This is a genomic window from Amycolatopsis suaedae, from assembly GCF_004214935.1.
Taxonomy (GTDB): Bacteria; Actinomycetota; Actinomycetes; order Mycobacteriales; family Pseudonocardiaceae; genus Amycolatopsis; species Amycolatopsis suaedae.
Genome location: NZ_SFCC01000007.1, coordinates 299,692 through 317,191 on the forward strand (window position 1 = coordinate 299,692; position 17,500 = coordinate 317,191).

Sequence of the window (17,500 nt, forward strand, 5' to 3'; positions counted from 1 at the left end):
CTACCGGGTGACCGCCGTAGTTGATCGCCTGCGCCGTTACCTCGACGAGCAGGCTCCGCCGACCCCCTGCCTGGTGCTCGACGTCGACGCGGTCGTCGCCGCCTACCGTGACCTGGCCGCGGCGTTCCCCGGCACCCGGGTGTACTACGCGGTCAAGGCCAACCCGGAGCCGCCCGTCGTGGAAGCGCTGGCTGCCGCGGGAGCGTGGTTCGACGTGGCGAGCGTCGCCGAAGCCGAACTGTGCCTCGGCCTCGGCGCGCCGGCGGCACGGCTGTCCTACGGCAACACGATCAAGAAGGCCGCCGACATCGCCAGGGCCCACGAGCTGGGGGTGCGGGAGTTCGTCTCCGACGCCGAGGACGACCTGGCCGTGCTCGCCGAGCTGGCGCCGGGATCGAGCGTCTCGGTGCGGATCCTGACCGACGCGCCCGCGTCGGTGACGCCGTTCGGCCGCAAGTTCGGCTGCGACCCCGACCTGGCCATCGAGCTGCTCGCCCGCGCGGACGAGCTGGGGCTGGACGCGGCCGGCGTCGCGTTCCACCCCGGCTCGCAGCAGCTCGACCCGCTGGCCTGGGACACCGGAATCGCCGCGGCGGCCAAGGTGTTCGACGCGCTGGCCGCCCGCGGGGTCCACCCACGCAGGCTCAACCTCGGCGGCGGCTTCGCCCTCGGCTACACCGGCACCGCGCCGGCCGCCGCCGAGTACGCCGCGGCCATCGGCGCCGCGCTGCGCGCGCACTTCCCCGCCGGCGTACCGGAGCTGGCGATCGAGCCGGGCCGCGCGATCGTCGCCGGAGCCGGGCTGATCCGGACCGAGGTGGTCGGGGTCTCCCGCCGGTCGGCCACCGACGAGCACCGCTGGGTGTACCTCGACGTCGGCCGCTACAACGGGCTGGCCGAGACCGAGAACGAGGCCATCGCGTACCGGATCGAGCCGGCCGGCGAGCACCCGCCCGCCGACGGCCCGGTGATCCTGGCCGGGCCGACCTGCGACGGTGACGACGTGCTGTACCAGCGCACCCCGTACCGCCTGCCGCTGTCGCTACGCCGTGGCGACCGGCTCGACATCCTCGACACCGGCGCCTACACGGCGAGCTACTCGTCGGTGGCGTTCAACGGCATCGAGCCGCTGCGGACCTACTGCGTCGGTGGCGCGACCCCGGCGGTGGCGCCTGCCAGTTTCGCGGGCAGGCACGTGCTCGCCGAGTTCGGCGCGGTCGACCCCGTGGTGCTGGACGACCCGGCGGCGCTGCGGACGGCACTGCGTTCGGCGCTGACCGAGGCCGGAGCCACGGTGCGGGACCTGCTCACCCACCGGTTCCAGCCGCAGGGCGTGACCGTGCTGGCGATGCTGGCCGAGTCGCACGCGTCCGTGCACTCCTATCCCGAGCTGGGCACGGCGTTCGTCGACGTGTTCACCTGCGGCGAGGCCGCCGATCCGGAGCGGGCCGTTCGGCTGCTAGCGTCCGCACTGGACGCCGGTGAGGTCAACCTGTCCACGGTGCGCAGGGGCGGGGTCCGGTGAGGGAGGTCATCGAGCCGCTCGGGCCGGGGCTGCGGCGGGTGTGGGACGTCTCGGAGGTGCTGTTCGAGCAGCGCACACCGTTCCAGGACGTGCTGATCGGGCGCACCGCACACGGCGTCACGTTGTTCTGCGACCACGAGCGGCAGAGCGCGGAGGCCAGCCAGCTCGTCTACCACGAGGCGCTGCTGGTGCCCGCGCTGCTGCTGGCACGGCGGGTCGAGCGGGTGCTGGTGATCGGGTCGAGCGAGGGCGTGGTCAGTCAGCTGGCGGTGGCCGCCGGTGCCCGGGTGGTCGACCACGTCGACATCGACACGGCGACCGTGCGGGCCTGCGCGGCCCACCTGCCCTACGGCTACACCGCGGACGAACTGGCCAGGGCCGAGGCGGGCGACGGCCCGGTGCGGGTCCACTACCGCGACGGCTGGGAGTTCCTGCGCGAGACGGCGGGTGGCTACGACGTCGTCGTGATCGACCTGCCGGACGAGAACGCCGACCCGGCCGCGCAGCACAACCGGCTCTACGGCACGGAGTTCCTCCGGCTGTGTGCCGGGGTGCTCGCCGAGGGTGGCGTGGTGGTGTGCCAGGCGGGATGTCCGACGTTGTGGCGCAACGAGACCCTGGTCGGGTTGTGGCGCCGCTACACCGAGGTGTTCGGCACCGTCAGCTACTACGGCAGCGACGAGCACGAGTGGGCGTTCCTCTGCGGCACCCGGGAGCGGCGCTCCGATCCGGTGGCGGACATGGTGGCCCGCCTGGACTCCCTCCCCTACCGGCCGTCCACTGTAGACGCCCAGGCACTTCGCGGGCGGACCGTGCCGCCGTCCGCGCTGCGCCTAGACTGACTGTCCATTCTGGACGCGCTTGGTCACCATCCGCTCCACGACGAACGACACCAGCGGGACGCAGCCGGCCAGCAGGACACCGATGGTGCCCTTGATCGACCAGCGGGCCTTCAGCGCGAGGTCGATGGTGATGACCATGTAGATCATGTAGATGACGCCGTGGATCGGCGAGAACACCGCCGACGGGCCGGGGTTGTCGCCGAGGAGGCGGATCGCCATCACGACGACGAGGCCCAGCAGGCCGACGCCCGTGGTGTAGGCCGCCACCCGGAACCGGCCGAGTGCGCCGCGGATGCGGGCGGCCCGGTCGTCGGTGGCGGTCTGCTCCTGTGTGCTCACGTCGGGTCCTCTCAGCGGTTGCCCTGCTGGTCGCGGGCATGCAGTTCGGCCAGGTACCGGTTGTACGCGGCCAGCTCGTCGTCCTCGTCGTCAGGTGCCGCCGGGGCCGGCCGGGGCGCGGGGACCTCGGGCGGCGCGCTCGGCGGCTCGTCGGCCGCGGCCTCGGGCTGACGGCGGCGCAGCTGGCGGATGCGCCAGAAGACGAACGCCGGGAACAGGCCGAACAGGGGCCACTGCAGCACGTAACCGAGGTTCTGGAAGGTGCCGTTGGCCGAGGAGAACCGCTCCCACTGCCACCAGGCAAGGCCGACGCAGACCGCGAGGCTCAGCAGGCACACCGCGGCGATGCCGAGCCGGCGCACGACGGTATTACTGCCTGCCATGCCCCCGAAAGTAGCACTCGCCCCGACGTGACCGGCGACGCAGTGTCTTTTGCCCTCGCTTCGCTCGGGCGCGGCCGGGCCCCCTTGGTCGGCGTCTTCCCTCCTCGCCGTCGCTCGCGGAGCGAGCTTTGGGCTCGTCAGTCCAGACGCCGACGGGCCCGACCGTGTGCGGGGTGGCTCCGAAGACTCAGCCAGACACCTTCACACTCTGGGCGCCCTTGGCGTAGGTGTCGGCGAGGCCGAAGACCTTCTGGGCGTACTCCACCGAGTTGTTGTACGACATGATCCCGGCCCACCAGCCTTGCGCGCTGGCCATGTCGCGCTGGCCGACGCAGAGATACCGTGCCGCGGCCAGCGCCGCGTCGTCGATCTGCTGCGGGTCGCCCACGCCGTCACCGTCGCCGTCGGAGTTGTATCGCGCCCAGGTGCTGGGGATGAACTGCATCGGCCCGACGGCCCGGTCGTGGGTGGAGTCGCCGTCGAACCGCCCGCGGTCGGTGTCGCCGATGGCCCGCACGCCGGGTGAGCCGTCCAGCGGCACGCCGATGATCGGCTTCGACGGCCGTCCGTCGGCACCCAGTACGGCGCCGCCGTACTGGCCGTGGTTGGACTCGATGCGCCCGATGCCGGCCAGCGTCGCCCAGGACAGCCTGCACTTCGGGCTGGCCGAGCGCATGGCCAGCTCGGCGTGGCCGTAGGCACGCAGTGCCCGCACCGGGACGCCGACGACCGGCGCCGCCTTCGTGGCCCACGTCGTCAGGGCGTCCTGCCCGGTCCGCGGCGTGTCCGCCCCCGGTCCGCCCGCGCCGCCGACGGTGATGTTGACCGGAACCGCCGTCCCCGGTTCGACCGGCGCCGCGAGCACCTCCAGCGCCGGGATCTCGGTGGTGACCGGCGCGGATCGCGGCCGCGCCACCTCGGACACCGTCCACACGCCGCCAGCGGCCAGGGCGAGCACCCCCACGACGACCGTCAGCCTGCCGGCGACCTCTCTGCCGTGCACCCGTACCGTCCTCACCCGCCGATCGCTGCCCCGTACCCTCCGGTAACGACGGCGGCACGCCACCGTTACGCCGAGCAGGCTATTGCACCGCACCCCGCGCGGTCAGCGGGCGCGCCGGTTTCTCACTCCTTGAAGCACGTGAAGGCCACCTTCACCACGTCAGACGTAATGAAGGTGGCCTTCACGAGCTTCGACCGGAAGCCGACCGGGCCTGCCGGCGCCCTAGCTGGCCGCGTCGCGGCGCTGCCGCGCCAGCCTGGCCACGCACCACGCGGGCGCGCTGCCCCGGCGCAGGTGCTGCAGCACCGTCATCGGGCCGAGCCTGCGGCTCAGGTCCTCCGGGCTCAGGCCCGCGGCCCGGTAGTCGAGCGCACGCTGGTCCAGCGGGCTCAGCCCGGCGTCCCACCACCGCTCGGCCTCGGCGACGCCGCCGACCATCTGCCACCAGCTCGCGGCTGCCGCGAGCAGGTCCACGGGTACGTCGGGAAGCCTGCGGCGCATGGCTTCCAGGTAACCCGGGTCGGCCGCGTCGACCACGGCCCACGCGGGCGAACCGCCACCGCTACCCCGCTGACCCGGGATGCCCGGTGGTGCTGTCGGTGTCTCCGCGAGCCACGCCGCGGCGATCCGGTTGGCCTCCTGCTCCTCGGCGCTCTGCTCGCGCTCGGCCGACCACTGTTGAATCAACGCGTCCACCTGGGGATCCCCGGTCATCCCTGCCTCCTCGACCACGCGCTGGGGGTAGATCTGCTCCGTCGCTGGAACGGCACCAGAAGGTTGTGCGAACCATCGACCGACGAACCGTGCCGGATCGCTCGATCACGCAATGTGAGCACCGTAGGGCCGGTACCCCGCGCTTCGCCAGCCCCCGGACGAAATGAATCGGTCTACCTGCGGCTTAATCCCGGTAATCCACCCGGATGGTCGATTGGCGGACCCACATCGTGAGAGCAGTCACTGTGGGTAGTTTTCCCGGCAAACGCGCACGGTAATCGCCGGCGCCGCGTGCGGCGCCGGCGAGAGGACTCTGGGGTCAGGAGAACAGACTGCGTACGAACGTGACGATGGCTTCCGCGCCGTCCCGGAGCCAGCCCAGCGCGGTGTGCACCGCGTTCGCGGACTGCTCGGGCCGGGAGATCAGGAAGAACAGGATGAGCACGACGACGCCGATGATGAGGATCTTCTTCAGAGCCGGCGGCATGTTTCTATCCGATCACACTCGCGGAGATCGCGCGAGCCCCCTCGCGCGACCGGGGTGGTCCTTCCCCCACGACCCATATTGCCCTGCCACGAACGGTTCAGGTCGAAATTCACGCGTCTGCGTGTCGTTCTTCACCCTCCGTGAGCGCATCCTCGTGATCAACTCACCGTCCCGGCCGCACGCAATTCCTCGATAGCGGCGGTCTCCAGCCCCAGTTCCGTCAACACCTCGGTCGTGTCCGATCCCTTCGGGTGCGGTGGCGACGGGGTGCTCGGCGGGGTCCGGTCGAACCGCGGTGCCGGGGCGGGCTGCACCACCCCGCCGATGTCGACGAACGTCTCCCGCGCCGCGTTGTGCGGGTGCCGCGCGGCCTCCCACGGCGAGAGCACCGGCGTCAGGCAGGCGTCGGTGCCCTCCGCCCTGGCGACCAGCTCGTCGCGGGTGTGCTTGCCGATCGCCGCGGTGAGGATCTCCCGCAGCCTCGGCCACTGCGACTTGTCGACGTGGACGGGCAGGTCCTCGTCCTCCAGTCCCAGCACCCGCACCAGGTCCGCCCAGAACCGGGCCTCGATGGCGCCGACCGCGACGTACTTGCCGTCGGCGGTCTCGTAGGTGTCGTAGAACGGCGCCGCGCCGTCGAGCAGGTTGTCCCCCCGCTCCTCGGTCCAGACGCCGGAGGCCCGCAACCCGTGCAGCTGCGCGGTAAGCATCGCCGCACCGTCGACCATCGACGCGTCGACGACCTGGCCACGGCCGGAGGAACCCCGCTCGTAGAGCGCGGCGAGCACCCCCATGGCCAGCAGCAGGCCGCCGCCGGCGAAGTCACCGATGAAGTTCACCGGCGGCGGCGGGCGCTCGCCCGCCCTGCCGATCGGCTCCAGTGCACCGGCCAGGCCGATGTAGTTGATGTCGTGCCCCGCCGACGGCGCCAGCGGGCCGTCCTGGCCCCAGCCCGTCATCCGGCCGTACACCACGCGGGGATTGCGGGCGTGCACCTGCTCGGGTCCGAGCCCCATCCGCTCGGCGACGCCCGGCCGGAAGCCCTCGACGAACACGTCGGCGCCCTCGACCAGCCGCAGCACCAGCTCGACGCCCCTCGGGTCCTTGGTGTTGACCCCGATCGTCCGCCTGCCCCGCATCAGCGGGTCCTTTTCGAACCCGAGGACGTCGGTACCGGGCTTGGCCCTGTCCACCCGGATCACGTCGGCACCCAGGTCGGCGAGCACGGTGCAGGCGTACGGCGCGGGCGCCAACCCCGCCATCTCCACCACGGTCAGCCCGCTCAGCGGTCCGGCCTTCGTCATTGCTGTCCTTCCCGGAGTCTCAGAGCGTGCGGGAGATGATTTCCTTCATGATCTCGCTGGTACCGCCGAAGATCCGGGAGATCCGGATGTCGGCCCATGCCCGCGCGATCGGGTACTCGGTCATGTAGCCGTAGCCGCCGAACAGCTGCAGGCAGTCGTCGACCACCTTGTTGACCCGCTCGGTGGTCCACAGTTTCGCCATGGCCGCGCCCTGCACGTCCAGCTCGCCCTTGAGGTGACGCTCGATGCACTGGTCGAGGAAGGCCCGCGCCACCGCCGCCTCGGTCGCGGCCTCGGCGAGGGTGAACTTCGTGTTCTGGAAGCCGAAGACCGGCCTGCCGAACGCGGTGCGGTCCTTGGTGTAGGCGATGGTCTGGTCGATGGCCGCCTCCATGCCGGCGACCGCGGTGACGGCGATGATCAGCCGTTCCTGCGGCAGCTGCTGCATGAGCTGGATGAAGCCCTGCCCCTCGGCGTCACCGAGCAGGTTCTCGGCGGGCACGCGGACGTCGTCGAAGAACAGCTCGGCGGTGTCCTGGCCCTTCAGCCCGACCTTGTCCAGCACGCGACCGCGGCGGAAGCCGGGCGTGCTGGTCTCCACAGCGATCAGCGAGACACCCTGCGCGCCCTCGTCCGGGTTGGTCTTCACGGCGACCACCACGAGGTCGGCGTGCGCGCCGTTGGTGATGAACGTCTTGGCGCCGTTGATGACGTAGGAGTCGCCGTCACGGACCGCGCGGGTCTTGATGTTCTGCAGGTCCGAACCGGTGCCGGGTTCGGTCATCGCCACCGCGCCGACGAACTCGCCGCTGGCGAACTTCGGCAGCCACTCCCGCTTGCGTTCCTCGTTCGCGTAGGCCAGCAGGTAGTGGGCGACGATGCCGTTGTGCACGGACACACCCCACGCGCCGTCGCCACTGCGGGCCTGCTCCTCGTACAGCACGGCCTCGTGGGCGAACGTGCCGCCGCCACCGCCGTACTCCTCGGGGATGGACAGGGCCAGCATCCCGACCTCACCGGCCTTCGTCCACAGCTCCCTGTCCACCTGCTTGGCCTGGATCCACCGCTCCTGGTTGGGCGTGAGCTCCTTCTGGCAGAAGGTGCGGGCCAGGTCCCTGAACTCCTCCAGGTCGTCGTCGCTCCATGAGCTCCTGCGGATCTGCAGCGGCACTGCCCGACCTCCCGGTTCGCGCGGACTGGAAAACATTCCGGACGGAATGTAAGTTCTGCTTGGAATGTACATCCGGACCTACTGCGGGGTAAAGCCTGTGCCGAGGACAACTCATCGCACTCAGGCGCAACGCCGCGCCCAGACCCGGACGGCCCTGCTCGACGCCACCATCGACTGCCTGGTCGAGCTGGGCTACGCCCGCACGTCGGTCCAGGAGATCTGCGCCCGCGCCGGCGTGTCGAAGGGGGCGGTGCAGCACCACTTCTCGGCCAAGGCGGAACTCATGGCCGCCGCGGTGGAGCACCTGACCCGCCGCATGGCCGACCGGGTGCTGGCCTCGGCGGGCGACCTGCCGCGGGGCGCCGCGGGCGTTCCCGCCGCCATCGACCTGCTGTGGGAGGGCTACTCCGGCACGCTGGCGACGGCGGCCACCGAGCTGTGGGTCGCGGCACGCACGGATCCCGAGCTGCGCGCGGCGATCCGCCCGGTCGACCGCGCGCTCGGCCGCGCCACCCTGGAGCAGCTCAGCGCGCTCACCCCGGAACTGCCGAAGGCCAGGGCCGAGTCGATGTTCTGGCTGACCGTCAACTTCGCCAGGGGTCTCGCGCTCGACGCCGAGCTGGGCGGCGACCCCCGGCGGCGGGCCCAGCTGCTGGCCGAGTGGAAACGTATCGCCGTCCAGGAGTACACCGCCGCGGTGTCCATCTAGGGCACGATGGGGGTGTGCACGACACACCACCGGCCAACCGGGCGCGGATGCTGGCCGCCGCGCTGGCGGCCGTCGCGGCCGGGCTGCTGATCTTCGGCACCTTCCTGTCGCACACCGACTTCAGAGCATCGGTGGGGTCCGAGAACGAGATGCGGTCGGTGACGTCGTGGACGACGACGAGCGTTCCCGCCGACACCGAGCCCCTCGGCTCGCAGGCCGCCCAGTTCGGCCTCCCGCTCACCGTGGTCGGGGCACTGCTGCTGGTGGGCGCACTGGCCGGAGCGCTCGCCGCCAGCCCGCTGGCGGGACGGGGCGTGCTCGCCGTGGCCCGCACCACGATCGTCGCCGGGGCGGCCGCCGCCGGTGCCGCGGTGTGGATGCTCGCCCAGGCGGTCTCCAGCCAGGTCAGTTTCTACGAAGCCCTGGAACAAGTGGCGGACGCCGACTTCGAGGCCGCGGCCGGGCCTGGCCTGTGGGTTCCGGTGGGCGCGGTGGCCGTCGCCGCGGTGGCGGCGGTGCTGACGTTCCTGCCGGACCGGACGAGGCGGCCACGTCCCGAGGTCAGCATCGTGGCGCTACCCCCAGAATAACTGAAATCCATTCACGTTTCCCCCATTCGAGCGTACCGCCGGTATGGTGTACCCGTCGGTAACTAGAGCCCGCACCTGGAGGACTCCATGACCAGCACCGCATCGGAAGCCACCGGAGAGGACACCCCTTCGCCTGGCACGATCGGCGGCGTGGTCGGGGCACCGCCTGCCTGGCGGGCCGCACAGCTGGCCCGCCGCGTCACCGGCGGCCGCGACTCCGCCCCGGTCACCGTGCACGCCCCGTTCACCGGCGTGGCGACCGCGACCCTGCCGCAGGCCACCGATGCCGACGCCCGTGCCGCGTTCGACCGGGCCCGCGAGGCACAGCAGGCCTGGGCCGCCCGGCCGGCCGCCGAACGCCAGCGCATCGTGCTGCGCCTGCACGACCTGGTGCTGGAGCGGCAGAAGGAGGCACTGGACCTGGTCCAGCTCGAAGCGGGCAAGGCCAGGCTGGACGCGTTCGACGAGGTCGCCTCGGTGGCGCTGGTCGCGGCGTACTACGGCAAGCACAGCGCCCGCATTCTCGCGCCGCGCCGGGCCGCCGGGGTCATCCCGCTGCTGACCAGGGCGGGCGAGCTGCGGCACCCGAGGGGCGTCGTCGGGATCATCTCGCCGTGGAACTACCCGCTGGCGCTCACCGCGATGGACGTGCTGCCCGCACTGGCCGCCGGCAACGCCGTGGTGCAGAAGCCGGACAACCAGACCGCGCTGGCCGCGCTGTGGCTGCACGAACTCGCCGAGCAGGCGGGGCTGCCCGCCGGTGTTTGGCAGATCGTGCTCGGCCGCGGCTCGGAGATCGGCGACGCGCTGGTCGAGGAGTCCGACTACCTGTGCTTCACCGGGTCGACGCCCACCGGCAAGCAGCTCGCCCAGCGGGTCGCGGGCAGGCTCACCGGGTACTCGCTGGAACTCGGCGGCAAGAACCCGATGATCGTCCTGCCGGACGCGCCGGTCGCCAAGGCGGCCGAGGGAGCCGTCGCGGCATGCTTCTCCTCCGCCGGTCAGCTGTGTGTCTCGGTGGAGCGGATCTACGTTCACGAGAACATCCGGGAGGAGTTCACCCGCGCGTTCGTCGCCCGGACCGAGGCACTGCGGCTGGGCGCACGGCTGGACTACGGCGCCGACATGGGCTCGCTCACCTCCGCCGCGCAACTGGAGTCGGTCTCGGCCCACGTCGAGGACGCCCGCGCCGCCGGAGCCACCGTCCTCACCGGCGGCCAGCCGGCCCCCGAGGCGGGCCCGCTGTTCTACGAGCCGACCATCCTGACCGACGTGCCCGAGTCGGCGCGGCTGTTCGCCGAGGAGACGTTCGGCCCCGTCGTGTCGATCTACGGTTACACGCAGGTCGACGACGCGGTCCGGCGGGCCAACGACACCTCGTTCGGGCTCAACGCCAGCGTCTGGTGCCGGGACACCCGCATCGGGCGGGCGGTGGCGGCCAGGGTGAAGGCGGGCACGGTCAACGTCAACGAGGGCTTCGCGGCCACGTTCGGCACGGTCGGCCTGCCGATGGGCGGGATGAAGGAATCCGGCATGGGCAGGCGCAACGGCGCCGAGGGCCTGCTGAAGTACACCGAGGCCCAGGCGATCGCGGTGCAGCGCGGGCTGCGGCTGCGGCCGTTCCGCGGGCTGCCGCCCCGGCTGTGGACCAAGGGCATGACCGCGAGCATGCGGGCACTGCGCCGCCTGCCGCGCCGCTAACGCGTCAGCAGTCCCCGGTCGTAGGCGATGGCGACGGCCTCGGCGCGCCGGCTCGCGCCGAGCTTCGCCATCGCCCGCGACAGGTGCACGCTCACCGTCTTCTCGCTGATGAACAGCTCCGCGCCGACCTGGCGGTTGGTGCGGCCCTGCGCCACCCGCTCCAGCACCGCCCGCTCCCGGTCGGTCAGCGGGTCGACCACGTCACGCTTGACCGTCGCGACCCCCGGCAGCGCCACCTTCGCCCGGCCGGCCAGCTCCCGCACGGCCTCGGCCAGCGGCCGGGCGCCGAGCTTGGTCGCCAGCTCGTGGACGTCGGCCAGCTCCGCGGCCGCAGCCTCGGCGTCATCGGCCGCCAGCAGCGCCTCGGCGTAACGCCAGCGGCACACCGCCTGCTCGTACCGGGCGCCGTAGCCGAACTCCGCGACGGCGGTCTTCCACAACTCCGGGTCCGGCGTCCCACCCAGCCTGCTCGCCTCGGCCCTGGCCCTGGCCAGCCACGCCCGCCCCTCGGGGCCCAGCGTCCCGCTGCGTGGCTTGCCGACCCGGGCCGCGTGCTCGACGCGTTCCCGCAGCGCCTCACCCGCCCGCACCGCCTCCGCGGCGGCGTCGCCCGCACCGCGCAGCCGGGCCTCCTCCGCCTGACCGGCACGGCCGGCGATGGCGTGTGCGGTGATCCGCAGGGTGGCCAGCCGCATGACGTCGTCGTACTCCTCGAGCCAGCCGAGGGTCTCCTCGGTCCGCCGCACGGCCTCCGCCCAGTCGCGGCGCCAGCACGCCAGCTCGACGGCGATCGCCCCGGCCGCCACCGCGATGGCCGCGTCGGAGCGCCACAGCGGGCGCAGCCCGGTGAGCAGGCGGTCGACCTCGGCGAAGTCGCCGCGGGCCAGCGCGATGTACACCCAGGACGCGATCGCCCGGGACGCAGCGGAGCTGGACACCCCCAGGTGCGGACGTTTCCCCGCCTCCCAGGCGGGCCAGTCGCCGGTGAGGTAACGCAGGTACAGCCTGCGAGCCCGGGCCTCGATGCCGTAACCGCTCCACACCAGGCCGTTGGCCGCGGCGGCGTCGACGCACTCGGTGTACGCGCGCAGGGCGGCGGGCAGGTCGGCCTCGTCGTCGTAGCTCAGCGCCAGGAAGTACAGCGCACGCAGCTCGACGTTGACCGATCCGGCCTGCTGCGCCTTGCGCCGCGCCTCGCGCAGCCGCTCCCGCGCCGTTTCCCGGTCGCCCTCGAACTCGGCGAGGATGCCCAGCGTGATGAGCCCGTCGGCTTCCGCGCCCAGCGTGTCGGACGCACGGGCGTCGGCGACCGCCTGGCGGGCCGACTCCAGCGACTCGGCGCTACGGTGCAGCCCGCGCATGATCCGCGCGCGGGTTCCCAGCACCCAGGCCCTGGTCCTGGACGCGGGCAGGTGCTCGACCAGTTCCCACGCCCGGCCGATCGAGGCAACCGACTCGTCCCAGGTGCTGTCCATCGCCATCTGCGACTCGGCGAGCCTGCGCCAGATGGTGGCCGCCCGCTCGGCCGGCACCGTGTCGTCGAGCGCCTGCGTGGCCGAGCGGGCGTAGGCGACCGCGCGTTCCGGCTCGCCCGACGCGCCCGCGAAGTAGGCCGCGTGGTGCAGCAGTTTCAGCTCGTCGACGCCCTCCGGGCGCTCACCGGGCGGCACGGCGTCCCAAATGGACAGTGCTTTCTCGGTGTGCCCCAGCGCCGCGTCCGGGGCGCCGAGCTTCTCGGCCTCGGTGGCGGCCCGCAGGCTGGCGGCCAGCGCGGTGGGCAGGTCGTTGCTCTCCAGACTGTGATGGGCCAGCAGCGCGTCGCGGCCCCTGCCGCCGGGCTGGGTGAGCAGCCGCGCCGCGTAGGCCGCATGCAGCCGGGTGCGTTCGCCGGGCAGCAGGTCGCCGTGCACGGCCTCCTTGAGCAGCGCGTGCCGGAACGCGTAGTGCGTGCGCTCCACCACGAGGACGTGGTGCTGCACCGCCTCCCGCAGCGCCTCGTCCAGGCGGGTCTCGTCGAGCCCGGCGACGTCGGTGAGCAGGGCGTGCCCGACACCGCCGTCGGCCACCGACGCCACGCGCAGCACCCGCTGGGTGTCCGGCCCCAGCCGTTCCAGCCTGGCCAGCAGCACCTCGGCCAGCCCGGCAGGCAGCTCGGCGCCCGCCCGGCCGTCGCCGCACTCGGCCACCGAGGCCAGCAGTTCCTCGACGAAGAACGGGTTGCCCTCGGAGCGTTCGATGACGTCGGCGACCGTCGCCGGGGCGAGCTTGCCCTCGGCCAGCGCCTCGACGAACGCGCGGGCCTCGTCCTCGCCGAAGGGCGGCAGGTCCATCCGCTCGACGCTGGCCACCCGCACCAGGTCGGCGAGCAGCGCGCGCAGCGGGTGCCTGCGGTGGACGTCCTCTTCGCGGTAGCTGGCCACGATCAGCAGCCGCTGCGCCCGCAGCCGGGACACCAGGAAGGACAGCAGGCCACGGGTCGAGCCGTCGGCCCAGTGCAGATCTTCCAGCACCAGCACGACGGGCTGGGTCTCGGACAGTTCGGCCAGCAGTCCCAGCACGGCGTCGAACAGCTGCAGTTGACCGAGGTCGTGCTGGGTGCGGACGCCCGGCAGCCCGTCGCGTTCGGACGCCGTCCCGCTCAGCTGATCGGCGTCGGCGGTGAACACCGCCCCCAGCTGCGGCAGCAGCCTGCCCAGTGCCGGCCGGGCCCGGACGGCCTCGACGGCGGCCAGCGGCGTGAGCGCCTCGGCGAACGGCAGGTACGGCAGACCGCCGTCGCGCAGGTCGAGACAGCGGCCGGTGAGCACCAGCGCGCCGGTGGCCGTGGCGTGCTCGGCCAGTTCGGCCAGCAGCCGGGTCTTGCCGACGCCCGCGTCGCCGGCCAGCAGCACCGCCCGGGCCTCGTTGCGCTCGGCGCGAGCGAGCGCCGCTCGCAGGCCGCGCAGCTGTTCGACGCGGCCTACGAGCGGGATTCCTGATCCGAGTCGGGGCACGATCAGCATTCTGGCCCACCCCACTGACAACGGTGTAGCCGATTACCGGTCGTGCTCTCCCCTGCGCTGCCGCGGGATCTGCGGAGCCCGGGCGGGTTGCCTGCGGGTACGCAGCGGCAGCGTCAGGCGCCGGGCCTTACGCAGCTCGTCGTGCCGGTAGGCGACCTCGGCGAGCACCGCGTCGTACATCCAGTCCCTTGCCATGATTCCTCTTTCCGATCCATCCATCCCTGCCGAGACTTCAGGTTCGTCCTGAGGTCACCCCTGAGGCATCGGGTGATCACGCAGCCCTGGACGTGAAAGACCCCTTACCCCCTCGGTGACGGCCGAGTGCGGGGGTAAGGGGTCCGTGAGTGGTGCTACTGGCGCAGGCTGCCGGAGCGAACCGCGTCCAGCAGCCCCAGCCATCCCGACGGGCTGAACGTCAGCGAGCCGCCTTCGATGTCCTTGGAGTCGCGGACGGCGGCGCCGTCGCCGGTGAAGGCGACCTCGACGCAGTCGTTGCCACCGCCGCTGTAGCTGCTCTTGCGCCAGACGAGCTGACCCTTGTCGGCCTCGGACATGACTCCCTCTCCTTAACTTTCCAGCGTGCCACCCAGCTGTTCGACGCGTTCGCCGATCAGCTGCACCGAATCGTCCGGCCGCAGCGCGGCGGCCCGCAAATGGTCGAACATCATGGTGTATCGCCGCACGTCATCGGGCAGCTCCAGGTAGACCCCGCTGGACGTGCTGTCCACATAGACGACATCCGGATCTGCCTGCTCCGGAAAACCGAGAATCAGAAACGGACCTTCCATTCCCGGATGGGCTCCGGCACCGAATGGCACGACCTGGATCGTCACATGCGGCATCGTCGCCACGTCGAGCAACCGGGAAAGCTGTTCTGTCATGACCTCGGTGCCGCCGACCATGCGATGCAGCACCGCCTCGTCGATGACCGCCCAGTACTGCGGTGGCGCCGGGTCGGTGAGCAGTTCCTGGCGCGCCATCCGGGCGGCCACCCTGCGTTTGATCTCCACCTCGTCGGCGTCCGGGCGCATCGCCCTGATCACCGTGCGGGCGTACCGCTCGGTCTGCAGCAGGCCCGGCACCAGCAGTGCCTGGAACGCGCACAGCGAGCTGGCGTCGGCCTCCAGGCCGACGAAGGTGCCGGTGAACACCTCGTTGTAGGCATGCCACCAGCCGCGGGTGCGGGCTTCCCTGGCGAGCTGCACGAGCGCCTCGCGCTGGTCCCCGGACAGCCCATAGAGCTCCAGCATGTCCCGGACGTCGCGGGGGTTGACGCCGACGTGGCCGGTCTCGATTCGGCTGATCTTCGAGGCCGAACATTCCAGCTTCTCGCCGACCTCGTCGATGGTGAGCCCGGCGCTTTCTCGCAACCTGCGAAGTTCACCCGCCAGCCTGCGACGCCGGACAGTGGGCCCACGCCCTCGGGTCATGGCCACCTCCGTTTTGCCCGGCATTCGTGACGGCCCCCGACGTCATATCTAACCAGCGAATACCAAGGTTGGTGACGTATTCACCGCCACGTGGGTGAAAAATTCGTCCGACTTTCTGTCTGCAATTTGCAGAAGGCCAGAAATAGGCGTCGCGCGTGCCGTCTCCGGCGCCCATCGCTGTCACCCTCTGGTGTCACACCCGTCCCTCCTACCCGCCGGTAACGCGAGCAAGGGAGCTTTACTACCCTAAGACGCCAGTAAAGCTCCCTTCATACCGTTCCCGGCCAGCCGCGTTTGGCTACGGTGCGTGGCGAGTAAGCCTTATGGGTGAAGTGGGCCGCGGGAGGGCGCCGCGAAGCACGTGAAGGCCACCTTGAGTACGTCAGAGGTCAGGACCCCGGCAAAGTCCGGGTACGGCAGGGCAAGGTCGGCGGCTCGAGCGCAGAACTCGCGGTCCGGAACGCAGAACTCGCGTGCGTGAGCGCAGAACTCACGATGTGGACGCCGGTTCTCACGTGGCGCCGGTCGCCCGCGTGACCGGCCCGTACGCGCGAGTCGTACGTTCTCACGCGCGAGCCGTACGTTCCGGGGCGCGAGTCGTCCGTTCCGGACCCGCGAGTTGCACGTTCCCGCCCGCCTGGTCCCACTGTCCGGCACGTCGGTTCCAGATCAGGAGACAACAGGCCTGGGTAAAGCACGTGAAGGCCACCTTCACCACATCTCACCTCAGGGTCCCGGCAAAGTCGGGCGCCGGGCGTGAGCAAGGGAGCTTTACTAGCGAAGAAGGGTAGTAAAGCTCCCTCGCTGCCTTACGGGTGTGGCTGGTGGGGCTGCCGTGGCCTGCGATGCCAGCGGGACAGCTGAGATCGCGTGAAGGCCGAGTTCCTCTCGTCAGACGTGATGAAGGTGGCCTTCACCTACCTGACGCGAACCCGCCAGGCGGGCACACCTGCCACACCGGCACCAGCCAGCACACCCACCCCACCAGCCACCACGAACGAGACAACACCCCGCCGCCACCAACGGCACCATACTTGCGCAAGACGCAACCACAGCGCCCCTGCCCACGGCCCCAGGCCGACGCTGCCCACGACTTCGCCGGGCCCCTGAGGTGAGACGTAGTAAAGGTGGCCTTCACGTGCTTTGGTGCCAGGCGGGAACGTACAACTCGCGCGCCAGAACCTACGACTCGCGCGCCAGAACCTACGACTCGCGCGTCAGAACGTACGACTCGCGCGAACGGACCAGTCACGCGGGCGACCGGCACCAGGTGAGAACCCGGTCCGCATCATGAGTTCCGCGCTCGAGACCGCCCACCTCGCCCTGTCACAGTCCGACTGTGCCGGGGGCACCGGCACCAGATGCCGTGAGAGCGGCCTTCACGGCACGGGCTACAGGACCCGCAGCAGGCCCTCCTGGACGACCGTGGCGATGAGCGTGCCGTCCTCGGCGAAGAACCGGCCGGTCGCCAGGCCGCGGGCGCCGGACGCCGACGGCGTCTCGGTGTCGTAGAGGAACCACTCGTCGGCACGGAACGGCCGGTGGAACCACAGCGCGTGGTCCAGGCTGGCGCCCAGCACGCGGTCGGTGTCCCAGTAGACCCCGTGCCGCGCCAGCGGCGAGTCGAGCAGGGTCATGTCGGACGCGTAGGTCAGGACGCAGACGTGCAGCAGCGGCTCGTCGGGCAGCGTGCCGTCGGCACGCATCCACACCTGGTTGCGAGCGGGCCGTTCGCCGGTCTCCCGCGTCACCCAGGGCGGGTCGTTGACGTAGCGCAGGTCGATGGGCCGCGGCCGGCTGCGCAGGCCGAGCACGTCCGGGTACCCTCTGGCGCGCTCGGGCAGCGTCGGCAGCGTCTCCGGACGCGGCACGTCGGGCATCGGGTCGGCGTGCTCGATGCCGTGCTCGGCCTTCTGGAACGACGCCGACAGCGAGAAGATCGCCTTGCCGTGCTGGACGGCGACCACGCGACGGGTGGTGAACGAGCGGCCGTCGCGGATTCGGTCGACCTCGTAGACGATCGGCACCGACGGGTCGCCGCCGCGGATGAAGTACGCGTGCAGCGAGTGCACCGCCCGCTCGGCCGGGACGGTGCGGCCGGCGGCGACCAGAGCCTGCCCGGCGACCTGCCCGCCGAACACCCGCACCGGCGAGTGCGACGGGCTCACCCCGCGGAAGATGTTCTCCTCGATCCGCTCCAGGTCGAGCAGCCCGACGAGCCGGTCCAGCACCTCCTGGCCACCTCCCGGCTCGCCGGAGTCCAGCTCAGTCGCGGCGGCACGGGCTACCTCTGTCATGCC

General features: G+C 71.6%; 17 protein-coding genes and 1 pseudogene. 6 read left to right on the forward strand and 12 right to left on the reverse strand.

Going from position 1 to position 17,500, the window contains the following annotated elements; all coding sequences use genetic code 11:
• Positions 1 to 7: 7 nt before the first annotated feature.
• The 3 genes and pseudogenes from EWH70_RS15920 to EWH70_RS15925 form a co-directional block, all read left to right on the forward strand.
• A pseudogene (locus tag EWH70_RS15920) lies at positions 8 to 1,147 on the forward strand (type III PLP-dependent enzyme); the annotation flags it as partial.
• Between the two features lie 18 nt (positions 1,148 to 1,165).
• Positions 1,166 to 1,525 (forward strand): adenosylmethionine decarboxylase, encoded by a 360-nt coding sequence (gene speD / locus EWH70_RS36185; protein WP_240687018.1) that lies wholly within the window; start codon positions 1,166 to 1,168, stop codon positions 1,523 to 1,525.
• Positions 1,522 to 2,367 carry a spermidine synthase gene (locus EWH70_RS15925; protein ID WP_130476169.1) on the forward strand — a complete coding sequence of 282 codons (846 nt, stop codon included), beginning with the start codon at positions 1,522 to 1,524 and terminating at the stop codon, positions 2,365 to 2,367. The genes speD and EWH70_RS15925 overlap by 4 nt, the downstream gene beginning before the upstream one ends.
• Here EWH70_RS15925 and EWH70_RS15930 read toward each other — a convergent pair.
• The 7 genes from EWH70_RS15930 to EWH70_RS15955 all read right to left on the reverse strand — a co-directional run bounded on the left by EWH70_RS15930 (position 2,359) and on the right by EWH70_RS15955 (position 7,768).
• Positions 2,359 to 2,706, reverse strand: coding sequence for a DUF3817 domain-containing protein (locus tag EWH70_RS15930; protein ID WP_130476170.1), 348 nt, complete (start codon positions 2,704 to 2,706; stop codon positions 2,359 to 2,361). The genes EWH70_RS15925 and EWH70_RS15930 overlap by 9 nt on opposite strands.
• Positions 2,707 to 2,717: 11 nt before the next feature.
• Positions 2,718 to 3,089 carry a hypothetical protein gene (locus EWH70_RS15935; RefSeq protein ID WP_205669138.1) on the reverse strand — a complete coding sequence of 124 codons (372 nt, stop codon included), beginning with the start codon at positions 3,087 to 3,089 and terminating at the stop codon, positions 2,718 to 2,720.
• Between the two features lie 187 nt (positions 3,090 to 3,276).
• On the reverse strand, positions 3,277 to 4,107 hold the full coding sequence (locus EWH70_RS15940; protein ID WP_420809065.1) for a lytic murein transglycosylase: 831 nt from the start codon (positions 4,105 to 4,107) through the stop codon (positions 3,277 to 3,279).
• A 207-nt stretch (positions 4,108 to 4,314) separates the two neighbouring features.
• Positions 4,315 to 4,806: a helix-turn-helix transcriptional regulator gene (locus EWH70_RS15945; protein WP_130476172.1), complete on the reverse strand. Its 492-nt coding sequence runs from the start codon at positions 4,804 to 4,806 to the stop codon at positions 4,315 to 4,317.
• A 319-nt stretch (positions 4,807 to 5,125) separates the two neighbouring features.
• The gene (locus EWH70_RS35480; protein WP_165436291.1) at positions 5,126 to 5,293 is read right to left on the reverse strand and encodes a hypothetical protein; all 168 of its coding nucleotides are present in this window, start codon (positions 5,291 to 5,293) and stop codon (positions 5,126 to 5,128) included.
• Positions 5,294 to 5,451: 158 nt separating this feature from the next.
• Positions 5,452 to 6,597 (reverse strand): CaiB/BaiF CoA transferase family protein, encoded by a 1,146-nt coding sequence (locus EWH70_RS15950; protein WP_130476173.1) that lies wholly within the window; start codon positions 6,595 to 6,597, stop codon positions 5,452 to 5,454.
• Positions 6,598 to 6,616: 19 nt separating this feature from the next.
• Positions 6,617 to 7,768 carry an acyl-CoA dehydrogenase family protein gene (locus EWH70_RS15955; RefSeq protein ID WP_130476174.1) on the reverse strand — a complete coding sequence of 384 codons (1,152 nt, stop codon included), beginning with the start codon at positions 7,766 to 7,768 and terminating at the stop codon, positions 6,617 to 6,619.
• 97 nt (positions 7,769 to 7,865) lie between these two features.
• On the opposite strand from EWH70_RS15955, the gene EWH70_RS15960 reads away from it, so the two are divergent.
• The 3 genes from EWH70_RS15960 (at position 7,866) to EWH70_RS15970 (ending at position 10,768) form a co-directional block, all read left to right on the forward strand.
• Complete coding sequence (locus EWH70_RS15960; RefSeq protein WP_130476175.1) at positions 7,866 to 8,477, forward strand: TetR/AcrR family transcriptional regulator; 612 nt, start codon at positions 7,866 to 7,868, stop codon at positions 8,475 to 8,477.
• A gap of 14 nt (positions 8,478 to 8,491) precedes the next feature.
• Positions 8,492 to 9,067, forward strand: coding sequence for a hypothetical protein (locus EWH70_RS15965; RefSeq protein ID WP_130476176.1), 576 nt, complete (start codon positions 8,492 to 8,494; stop codon positions 9,065 to 9,067).
• Between the two features lie 87 nt (positions 9,068 to 9,154).
• Positions 9,155 to 10,768: a succinic semialdehyde dehydrogenase gene (locus EWH70_RS15970; RefSeq protein ID WP_130476177.1), complete on the forward strand. Its 1,614-nt coding sequence runs from the start codon at positions 9,155 to 9,157 to the stop codon at positions 10,766 to 10,768.
• Here the strand turns inward: EWH70_RS15970 and EWH70_RS15975 are convergent.
• The 5 genes from EWH70_RS15975 to tesB form a co-directional block, all read right to left on the reverse strand.
• A complete protein-coding gene (locus EWH70_RS15975; RefSeq protein WP_130476178.1) occupies positions 10,765 to 13,770 on the reverse strand; it encodes a helix-turn-helix transcriptional regulator in 3,006 nt (1,001 codons plus the stop codon). The genes EWH70_RS15970 and EWH70_RS15975 overlap by 4 nt on opposite strands.
• Positions 13,771 to 13,803: 33 nt before the next feature.
• Complete coding sequence (locus EWH70_RS35485; RefSeq protein ID WP_165436292.1) at positions 13,804 to 13,965, reverse strand: hypothetical protein; 162 nt, start codon at positions 13,963 to 13,965, stop codon at positions 13,804 to 13,806.
• Between the two features lie 155 nt (positions 13,966 to 14,120).
• A complete protein-coding gene (locus EWH70_RS15980) occupies positions 14,121 to 14,324 on the reverse strand; it encodes a DUF397 domain-containing protein (protein ID WP_130476179.1) in 204 nt (67 codons plus the stop codon).
• A gap of 12 nt (positions 14,325 to 14,336) precedes the next feature.
• Positions 14,337 to 15,200, reverse strand: a complete 864-nt coding sequence (locus EWH70_RS15985) for a helix-turn-helix domain-containing protein (RefSeq protein WP_130476180.1) — start codon at positions 15,198 to 15,200, stop codon at positions 14,337 to 14,339.
• Positions 15,201 to 16,591: 1,391 nt separating this feature from the next.
• Positions 16,592 to 17,497 (reverse strand): acyl-CoA thioesterase II, encoded by a 906-nt coding sequence (gene tesB, locus EWH70_RS15990; protein ID WP_130476181.1) that lies wholly within the window; start codon positions 17,495 to 17,497, stop codon positions 16,592 to 16,594.
• Positions 17,498 to 17,500 lie beyond the last annotated feature (3 nt).